The 9,475-nt window shown below is 72.6% G+C and carries 10 protein-coding genes; 8 read left to right on the top strand and 2 right to left on the bottom strand.

The window, feature by feature from the left end; all coding sequences use genetic code 11:
- Positions 1–34: 34 nt before the first annotated feature.
- Positions 35–208, bottom strand: coding sequence for a hypothetical protein (locus AOK03_RS43020; protein ID WP_167355562.1), 174 nt, complete (start codon positions 206–208; stop codon positions 35–37).
- A gap of 311 nt (positions 209–519) precedes the next feature.
- Between AOK03_RS43020 and AOK03_RS00485 the strand changes: the two genes are divergently transcribed.
- From AOK03_RS00485 to AOK03_RS00470, 4 genes are all read left to right on the top strand, one after another.
- Positions 520–1,173 (top strand): response regulator transcription factor, encoded by a 654-nt coding sequence (locus tag AOK03_RS00485; RefSeq protein WP_055563081.1) that lies wholly within the window; start codon positions 520–522, stop codon positions 1,171–1,173.
- A 6-nt stretch (positions 1,174–1,179) separates the two neighbouring features.
- Positions 1,180–2,427, top strand: a complete 1,248-nt coding sequence (locus tag AOK03_RS00480) for a sensor histidine kinase (RefSeq protein ID WP_055563080.1) — start codon at positions 1,180–1,182, stop codon at positions 2,425–2,427.
- Between the two features lie 394 nt (positions 2,428–2,821).
- Complete coding sequence (locus AOK03_RS00475; RefSeq protein ID WP_055563079.1) at positions 2,822–3,118, top strand: DUF4193 domain-containing protein; 297 nt, start codon at positions 2,822–2,824, stop codon at positions 3,116–3,118.
- Positions 3,119–3,131: 13 nt separating this feature from the next.
- Positions 3,132–4,073 carry a hypothetical protein gene (locus AOK03_RS00470; protein WP_079074367.1) on the top strand — a complete coding sequence of 314 codons (942 nt, stop codon included), beginning with the start codon at positions 3,132–3,134 and terminating at the stop codon, positions 4,071–4,073.
- Here the strand turns inward: AOK03_RS00470 and AOK03_RS00465 are convergent, their stop codons facing one another.
- Positions 4,074–4,526 (bottom strand): DUF3093 domain-containing protein, encoded by a 453-nt coding sequence (locus AOK03_RS00465; protein WP_055563077.1) that lies wholly within the window; start codon positions 4,524–4,526, stop codon positions 4,074–4,076.
- A gap of 58 nt (positions 4,527–4,584) precedes the next feature.
- Here AOK03_RS00465 and AOK03_RS00460 point away from each other — a divergent pair, with 58 nt between their 5' ends.
- The 4 genes from AOK03_RS00460 to AOK03_RS00445 form a co-directional block, all read left to right on the top strand.
- Positions 4,585–5,169, top strand: coding sequence for a PaaI family thioesterase (locus AOK03_RS00460; protein ID WP_055563076.1), 585 nt, complete (start codon positions 4,585–4,587; stop codon positions 5,167–5,169).
- On the top strand, positions 5,169–5,708 hold the full coding sequence (gene dut, locus AOK03_RS00455; protein WP_055563075.1) for a dUTP diphosphatase: 540 nt from the start codon (positions 5,169–5,171) through the stop codon (positions 5,706–5,708). Before AOK03_RS00460 ends, dut begins: the two co-directional genes overlap by 1 nt.
- 1 nt (position 5,709) lies before the next feature.
- Complete coding sequence (locus AOK03_RS00450; protein WP_055563074.1) at positions 5,710–6,483, top strand: DUF3710 domain-containing protein; 774 nt, start codon at positions 5,710–5,712, stop codon at positions 6,481–6,483.
- Between the two features lie 140 nt (positions 6,484–6,623).
- Positions 6,624–9,475 (top strand): FtsX-like permease family protein (locus AOK03_RS00445; RefSeq protein ID WP_157868825.1); only part of this gene is annotated, 2,852 nt, incomplete at its 3' end.

Below are 9,475 nucleotides of genomic sequence, written 5' to 3'. Positions count from 1 at the left end.
TCGGGGCCCTTCCGTGTGGTTCCTCGGGGCTCGGTCAGGCCTGCAGGGCGCCTACCTCGACACCGTGCTCGGCCGCCAGGCGGTGGAGATCTTCCAGCTCCGCCAGCTCGACCTCGGCAAGGAAGTCGTCTCCCGTCTCACGGGCCTTCGTGAGGTCGGATTCCGTGGCCTTTATGCGCTGCAGGAGACCTGCGGTGAATGCGTCCATGGTTGCGCCCCCTCGGCTGGGTCGTGGGTCGATGGCACGGGGGTGTGCCCTCAAAGAAGGGGCGATCACGTCTCAAGCCGCTCTGGGAAAGCGGTTCGTGGCGTGCCACATACAAAGCGTGATCGCGGGTGTAAGGCCGTCCTCCCCTGGCTCCCTTCCCCAGAAACCTCAACCGCCGGAGAAAATCCCGCATTCCCCGGGTGTGATCACGACGGCAGGCCGTCTTACAGCCGGTTTATGGCCGAAAGGGGCAGGATGGAGGCCTACCCAAGACAGTTCTGCCCGCAGGGGCACGGAGGAAGGACAGCGACGTGCGCGTACTCGTCGTCGAGGACGAGCAGCTGCTCGCCGATGCGGTGGCCACCGGACTGCGCCGGGAGGCCATGGCCGTCGACGTCGTGTACGACGGAGCGGCGGCCCTGGAGCGCATCGGCGTCAACGACTACGACGTCGTGGTGCTCGACCGGGACCTCCCGCTCGTCCACGGCGACGACGTCTGCCGCAAGATCGTCGAGCTCGGCATGCCGACCCGCGTCCTGATGCTCACCGCTTCGGGCGACGTCAGCGACCGCGTCGAGGGCCTGGAGATCGGCGCGGACGACTATCTCCCCAAGCCCTTCGCGTTCAGCGAGCTCACGGCACGCGTGCGTGCCCTCGGACGGCGCACCAGCGTGCCGCTGCCGCCCGTCCTGGAGCGCGCCGGGATCAAGCTCGACCCCAACCGCCGCGAGGTCTTCCGCGAGGGCAAGGAGATCCAGCTGGCCCCCAAGGAGTTCGCCGTCCTCGAAGTGCTGCTGCGCAGCGAGGGCGCGGTCGTCTCCGCGGAGCAGCTCCTGGAGAAGGCGTGGGACGAGAACACGGACCCGTTCACCAACGTCGTCCGGGTGACCGTCATGACCCTGCGCCGCAAGCTCGGTGAGCCGGCCGTCATCGTGACGGTGCCGGGCTCCGGCTACCGGATCTGACCGGCGGTGGCCGCGACCCCGGCGCCACCAGCCGCGCCCCCGAAGCCGACGTGGGACCCGAGGAAGGCCGAGCCGCCGTTCCCCTGGCTGCGCCCGACCATCCGCATACGGCTCACGCTGCTCTACGGCGGCATGTTCCTGATCGCCGGCATCCTGCTGCTCTCGATCATCTACCTGCTCGCCGCCCAGGCCCTGAACGTGGGCAGTGACCTGCCGTTCAGGGTCACCGGTGAGAGCACGGTGAGCAGCAAGACCTGCACCAACTTCCAGGGGCTCCCGGAGCACCCCACCGAGGTGCAGCTCAACGCCGCGCTGAACGAGTGCGTCAACCGGATGCGCCAGAACGCCCTCGACAACCTCCTCAGCCGTTCGCTGCTCGCGCTGCTCGGCCTCGCCGTGATCGCCTTCGCCTTCGGGTACGCGATGGCGGGACGCGTGCTCTCGCCGCTCGGCCGGATCACGCGCACCGCCCGCCGGGTGGCCGGCACGGACCTGACCCGTCGCATCGAGCTGGACGGCCCGGACGACGAACTGAAGGAGCTCTCGGACACCTTCGACGAGATGCTGGACCGCCTGGAGCGGGCCTTCACCGCCCAGCAGCGGTTCGTCGGCAACGCCTCGCACGAACTGCGCACCCCCTTGGCGATCAACCGCACGCTCCTGGAGGTGCAGCTCTCCGACCCCGGTGCGCCGCCCGAGCTCCACCAGCTCGGCAAGACGCTGCTGGCCACCAACGAGCGCAGTGAGCAGCTCGTCGAGGGCCTGCTGCTTCTCGCCCGCAGCGACAACCAGATCGTGGAGCGCAAACCGGTCGACCTCGCCGAGGTCGCCAACCGCGCCGTCGATCAGGTGCGGGCCGAAGCCGACGCCAAGGGCGTGGAGATCCGCGGGGAGCGCGGCCTGGCCGTCGTGCAGGGCAACGGCGTCCTCCTGGAGCGGATCGCCCTGAACCTCGTCCAGAACGCCGTCAGGTACAACGTGCCGGACGAGGGCTGGGTCGAGGTGACCACGGAGGCCCAGCACGGCCAGGCGGTCCTGGTGGTGTCGAACACGGGCCCGGTGGTGCCCGCGTACGAGATCGACAACCTTTTCGAGCCGTTCCGAAGGCTGCGGACCGAGCGGACGGGCAGCGACAAGGGCGTGGGTCTCGGCCTGTCGATCGCCCGGTCGGTGGCGCGGGCTCACGGGGGCCGTATCATCGCGGAGCCGCGTGAGGGGGGAGGGCTCGTGATGCGAGTCACCTTGCCCCTCTGAGATGCAGTCGCAGACGCGCCGACGTGTTCGCTTTGAGCGGAATTTCCGGGGGTCCACCCCGGGAAAGATGTGTGCGATCGATCACAGAGGCGATTTTTCGGCCATCTACTCTCCGTGATCGTGAAAGTCGTCGGAAAGCCGGGAAAATCCGGGTTTTCGGGAGTCTTGATCACGGGAAGTACACGGGGTGGCGCCCGTGTGGCGCAACATTCGGACCGTGTACGGTCCCGATCGCCAGCCAACCGGACGCCTCTTCAGAGGTGCGGTTGGGTGTCGATTGAGTAACAGACCTTGATGTGAGGCAAAATCTCCGCCTCAGGTCGGGCACAAGTCCGGCCTCTCACGCGTTACGTGCGCTGGAGACACCCGCAGACACCCAGAGGGGGAGAGCGACATGGCAACGGACTACGACACCCCACGCAAGACCGACGATGACGTCAACGAGGACAGCATCGAGGAGCTCAAGGCACGGCGGAACGACAAGTCGACCTCAGCGGTCGACGTCGACGAGTTCGAGGCCGCTGAGGGCCTCGAACTGCCCGGCGCCGACCTTTCCAACGAGGAGCTCGCCGTCCGCGTGCTCCCGAAGCAGCAGGACGAGTTCACCTGCATGAGCTGCTTCCTGGTGCACCACCGCAGCCAGCTGGCCAAGGAGAAGAACGGCCAGCCGATCTGCCGCGACTGCGACTGAGGCGGGGTCGGCCGTGACTGGCTCGACCCCGTTTCGGAAGCGCCGCTTCCGCAAGCGCGGGGCGGACGAAGCCGGTGTCCCGTACACCGGCGCACGTGACGACGGGCGAGGCTCTTCCGCACCCGGAGCAGCCTCGCTCGAACCGGCGAACGCCCTTGAGGCGGTGCCGGACGCGACGGCGGCCGACAAGGCCCCCAGGACCCCTTGGAGCGCCGATCAGGCCGGGTCCAGGGGTAGCCGTGTTGCCGCCGTCACGCACGGGGTGAAGGAAGGCGTGCGCAAGGGCGGGCGCGGCGCCAAGGCCGGTATCGGATATCTCGCCGACCGGCTCATCGAGAACGCCCCGCGGATCCCGGTCCGCGACCTCGCGACCCTCCGCAAGCAGTTCCCGGGCCTCGGCCCCGAACAGCTCGCGGACAAGCTCATCGCGGGCGCCGCCAACGCCACGTCCACCGTGGGCGCGGGAGTGGGCGCCGCCGCGATGATGCCGGTGCCGCCCGCGATGCCCGCCGAGCTCGCCGCGGAGATCACCGGCGTCGCCGCCATCGAACTGAAGCTGATCGCCGAACTGCACGAGGTCTACGGCCTGCGGCCGGAAGGCAACCTCAAGCAGCGCAGCACCGCCTATCTGAACTCCTGGTCGCAGGAGCGCGGCATCGAGGTCGCGAAGCCCGCGACGTTCAACGCCGCGCTGGGCGGCCAGATGAAGCGCGAGCTGCGCCAGCAGATCATGAAGCGGATGGTCCGGAACCTGCCGAACCTCATGCCCTTCATGGTCGGTGCCGCGGTCGGAGCGGTCATGAACCGCCGGGACACCAAGAAGCTCGCCGCCCGGATCCGGCGGGACCTGAGCAAGAACCAGGTGCCGTGGGACGAGCTGCCCGAGCTGCCGCCCCTGGAGAAGCCGCAGGACCCGCTGCGCATGGGGGAGATCCCCAAGGAGCTGGGCCGCTGACTACGCGGCGCTCTCTCGCACCGAGTCCAGAGCCGCCGCGAGAGCCTCGGGGTCGCGCGTCGAGACGTACACGTACGGAGTGGGGTCCTCGGGATCCGTGATGTCCACGCGCAGGGCCGTGGGGATGTAGGCGCGCAGCAGCATGTACGCGCGCGGGTCGGCCTTGTACGAGCGCCAGGCGCGCGTCTCCTCGCCGGTCAGGACCTCCGCGTCGCCCAGGGCGGACACCGGGATCTTCGCGTCGCCCACGACCAGCGACCCCGCCACCACGCGAATCCGCACAGCGCCGTAAGCGCTGGTGACGACGGCCGCCACGGCCGTGCCGCCGACCAGACCGCCGAGGAGCGGCAGGGTGCCGAACGGCAGCAGGATCAGGGCCATCGCGACGCCCACCAGGACCGAGGCGAACCACCACGAACGGGGCGCGGTCAGGCGTTCTTCGTAAGGCTGCATGGAACCAAGCTTGGCACGGTGCGGTGACCGCGCTGACGCGGAGGTAAGGTCTGCGCCTGTGAGTGGTACATCTGCAGCTCTGACGCCCCCGGCCGACGCCATAGCGCCCGTCCGCCACCCCGACGCACCCGCCCCCGGTGAGCTCATCGGTGCTCACTACGAGCACTGTTTCGGCTGTGGCGAGGGGCAGGCGCACGGGCTGCACCTCGCGGCGCGGGCCGGCGAGGGCGTGGCGGTCACCGCCGAGTTCACCGTGCGCGAGGCGCACCAGGGCGCCCCGGGCCTCGCCCACGGCGGCGTCCTCGCCACCGCGCTCGACGAGACGCTGGGCTCGCTCAACTGGCTGCTGCGCGTGATCGCCGTGACCGGGCGCCTGGAGACCGACTTCGTGCGGCCCGTTCCGCTGGGCACCGTGCTGCACCTGGAGGCCGAGGTCACCGCCGTCGACGGGCGGAAGATCTACTCGACCGCCACCGGGCGCATCGGCGGCCCCGAAGGCCCCGTCGCGGTCCGTGCCGACGCCCTCTTCATCGAGGTGAAGGTCGAGCACTTCATCGACAACGGCCGCCCGGAGGAGATCCAGGCCGCCATGAACAACCCCGACCAGGTCCGGCGTGCCCGCGCTTTCGAGGTGAACCCCTGATGCCCCGCCAGGAACTGGACGTGCTCATCAGGCGCGTCGACCCCGAGGTGCCGCTGCCCGCGTACGCGCAGCCCGGTGACGCGGGTGCCGATCTGCGGACCACGGAATCCTGCGAACTGGCCCCCGGCGAGCGGGTCGTGCTGCCCACCGGGGTGTCGATCGCCCTCCCGGAGGGGTACGCGGCCTTCGTGCACCCCCGTTCGGGGCTCGCCGCCCGCTGCGGTGTCGCCCTGGTGAATGCCCCGGGGACGGTGGATGCCGGGTACCGTGGGGAGATCAAGGTGATCGTGGTGAATCTCGACCCGCGCGAGGCCGTGCGGTTCGAGCGCTTCGACCGGATTGCCCAACTGGTCGTCCAGCAGGTCGAGAAGGTTCGCTTCCAGGAGGTGGCGGAGCTTCCCGTATCGGCGCGGGCCGAGGGGGGCTTCGGGTCCACCGGCGGCCATGCCGCCGTGGGCAGCGGTCCGGGCATGAGCCCGGGCGAACAAACGGGTGGGAATCGATACGCATCGGTCGTATCCGACCGGGAAGGACAGTGACGTGTTCGGACGTCGCAAGAAGGACAGTGCCGCCGAGGACGCGGCGGGCGCGGACGAGCAGGTCGTCGACGGCGTGGACAGCGACGAGTCCGGTGACTCCGCCGACGCCGCGCGGTCGCGCGTGAGGCTCGAGCCCGAGCCCCGTCCCGACGGTCCCTGGGACCTCTCGGAGGTCCGTGAGCCCGGCGAGGGCCGGGTGGACCTCGGTGGGCTCTTCGTGCCGGGCGTCGAGGGCATGGAGCTGCGGGTGGAGGTCGCGGGCGACGCGATCGTCGCGGCCACCGTCGTACTCCAGGACAGCGCCATCCAGCTGCAGGGCTTCGCCGCCCCCAAGAAGGAGGGCATCTGGGGCGAGGTCCGCGAGGAGATCGCCTCGGGCATCACCCAGCAGGGCGGTGTCATCGACGAGGTCGAGGGCGCTCTCGGCTGGGAGCTGCGTGCCCAGGTGCCGGTGCAGCTGCCGGACGGCACGGGCGGGGTGCAGGTCGTGCGCTTCATCGGCGTCGACGGCCCGCGCTGGTTCCTGCGCGGTGTGATCTCCGGCCAGGGCGCGGTGCAGCCGCAGGCCGCGGGTCTCCTCGAGCAGATCTTCCGGGACACCGTCGTCGTGCGCGGCGAGGGCCCGATGGCGCCGCGCGACCCGATCGTCCTGAAGCTGCCGGACGACGCGCAGATGGTCGCCGAGGGCGTCCAGCAGGAGCAGCAGGAGGGCTCGCGCTTCTCCGGCGGCATGGGGCAGCTCCAGCGCGGCCCCGAGATCACCGAGGTGCGCTGACCCTCCGGGCGCTGCCCGCGGCGCGCTGACCGCGCCTCAACTGCTGTGTGGCCCGTGGTGGTTCCGGTTCGTCCGGACCATTGCGGGCCACATTTGCGTACGCCCATACTGTGCCGGTCATTCGGGGGGTGACGGGTGCGGTGAGGCGACGGCGGTGGCCCGCGGCGGTGCGGGGGAGCCGGCGGCACGGGCTGGTGCTGGGCGCGGCCGGGCTCGCCGTGCTGCTCGCCGCCACCGTGCTCGCCGCGCTGGCGGCGCTCTCCGAGAAGGCCGTCGAGGGCGGGGTCCAGCGCAGGCTCGCCGCGGACCGTGAGGCCGTCGTAGAGGTCGCGGGTTCCCGTCGGGCGCGCGGCACGGCGGAGTTGGACGCGGCCGTACGTGCCGCGCTCGACCGCACGTACGGCGATGTGCCCCACCGCACCTGGTCCGCGCTGCGGGCGCCCGCGGCCCGCAACGACGAACTCGCCGTCACCGAGGCCGCGGGCCACCCGCGCGAGGACGCCACCGTCTCCGTCGTCGCCCTGCAGGGCACGGCGCGGCACGGGGTGCTCGCGGCCGGCCGGTGGCCGCGCCCCGGCGGCCGGGCCGTCGAGGTCGCGCTCACCGAGACCGCCGCGGCGGAGCTCGCCGTGCGGACCGGCGACGGGATCACGGTGCGGGGCGCGGCAGGGCGGCCGGTGCCGATGCGGGTCGTCGGGACGTACGCCGCCGAGGGGCGGGCGCCCGCGGTGTGGGCGACACTGAGCAGTGCGTTCGGGACGCCCGACTCGATCGCGGTCGTGTCCCGGGACGCCTTCACCGGGAGCAAGGGGCTCGCCGGCGACGCCACGGAGCTGTGGCTCGGGGTGCCGGACACGGGCGGGCTGCGGCTCGGGGACATCGACGCGCTCCAGGAGCGGGCGAAACGGTTCGCGGGCAGCGATGCCGCGCGCTCCGTGCTGCGGGGCGAGGGCAACGGACAAACCGAAGACAACGGGCGGGCCGAAGGCAACGGGCAGGCCGGGGGCGATGTCGCCGACAAGAGTGAACTGACGCTGTCGGCCGGGCTGCGCAGGGCGCTCGGCAGGCTCACCACGCCGATCGCCGTGGCCCGCGCGGGGCTCTACGTCCCCGCCGTCCTCCTGGCCGCGCTCGCCGTGGCCGCGCTCGTGCTCACCGCGCGTCAGCTCGCCGAACACCGGCGCCCCGAACTCGTCCTGCTGGCCGCGCGCGGCGCGGGCACCCGGCGGATCGCCCTGTCGGCGGCCGCGCAGTGGGCCTGTGTCGCCGTGCCCGCGGGGCTGGCGGCGCCCTTCCTCGCGGGGCCGCTGCTCCACGCACTCGAAGCGTCCGGGCTCATCGAGAGCGATGTGCCCGCGACGGCGGCGACGGCGCAGGGGTGGACGGCGGTCCTGGCCGCGCTCCTCGTGCACGGCCTCGCGGTGCTCCTGCCGACCGTGCGGACCGTGCGGGACCGGCGGGCCGTGGACCGGCCCCGGCGGCGGATCACGAGGTTCGCGGGGGCCCTGGGGGCCGTCCCCGGACGAGAGCTCGCCGGAGGCGCTCTGGGCAGGTTCGGGGCCGACCTGGCGCTCGCCGCGGTCGCCGTGCTCGGCTGGCTGCAACTGCGGCAGTACGAGTCGCCGGTGACCGGCGACAGCGGCGTCGACCCGGTGCTCGTCCTGGTCCCCGTCACGATGACCGTGGCGGCCGCGCTGCTCGTCCTGCGGCTCCTGCCGCTGCTGGCCCGTCTCGTGGACCCGCTCGCCCTGCGCGGCCGTGGTCTCGTGCTGCCGCTCGGCGGCTGGCAGGTGGGACGGCGCGCGGCCCGGCACGCCGGACCCGCCCTGGTGGTGACGCTCGCGCTCGCCGTCGCCGCGCTCAGCAGCACGGCGCTGGCCGTCCTGGACCGCGGCGACCGGGACCAGGCCGTCTTCCGGGTCGGCGCGGACCTGCGCGTCGAGCCGGGCGAGGGGGTGCCGCCCGGTGAGCGGCGGGCCGCGTACGAGGCGTTGCCGGGCGCCGAGTCCGTCACCCCCGTGGTGACCTCGGAGGGGTACGTGGGGCAGGACGCGGTGGCCGTCACCGCGATCGACACGCGGCGGGGCCCCGCGCCCGCGCTGCGGCGCGACCTCGCGGACCGGCCCGTGGGCGAGCTCGTGGCGCCGCTGGGCGAGAAGGTGCCCGACCACGGGCTGCCGGTGGGACGGGCGGGCCGGGGGCCGGGCACGGAACTGCCGCTCCGGGTAAGGCTGTCGGCGGACGGCCGCGGTCCCGTCGTGCCCGTGCGGCTCACCGTCTTCTTCGAGGACGGCGACGGGCTGACCCGTTCGGGCTCCGTGTCGATCAAGGAGGGCGGTACCCGGACGATCCCGCTGAAGGTGGGCGCACGCGGCGCGGACGTGCGCATCCTGCAGATCGATCTGAGCATGGTCGGGGAGCGGGTGCGGCGGACGTACCGGCTGACCGTCGACCGGGTGCCCGGTCTCGCGCGCCAGGCGCGCTGGCGCGACCTGCGCACGGACCCGCCCGACCGGCGCACGGCCGGCTGCCCCGGCGCCGAGCGCGAGAAGCCGGGGGCCCCAGGGACCGACGTGGCGCCGGGCAGCGGCCGCAGGTCGCCGTCGTCCTCGAAGGCGCCGGGGCCCGTCCTCTGCTCCGACCGGCCCGGCAGCGGCAAGCTGATCGACGCGGTGCTGCGGGGGCCGGACGGCGACCTCAAGTACCCCACGTGGAGCGTGCGGCTCGGCACCGACCGCGCCAAGGGCCGCCCGGCCGCGCCCGCTCTCGCCGACGACGCCCTGCTCCGCTCGGGGGCCGTGCGGGTCGGGGACACCGTGACGGTGCGGCGGAGCACGGGCGGGAGCGCGCGGGTCGAGATCGTCGGGCGGATCGCGGCGGTGCCCGGGGTGCCGCGCGACCGGCCGCGGCTGCTCGCCGACTCCCGCGCCATGGCTGCCCAATGGGCCATGAGCGGGTCGCTCGCGGGGGCGGAGAGCGCGTGGTGGGTGGG

It is taken from the genome of Streptomyces atriruber, from assembly GCF_001418325.1.
Lineage (GTDB): Bacteria > Actinomycetota > Actinomycetes > Streptomycetales > Streptomycetaceae > Streptomyces > Streptomyces atriruber.
This window is presented reverse-complemented; position numbering and strand designations above follow the sequence as displayed.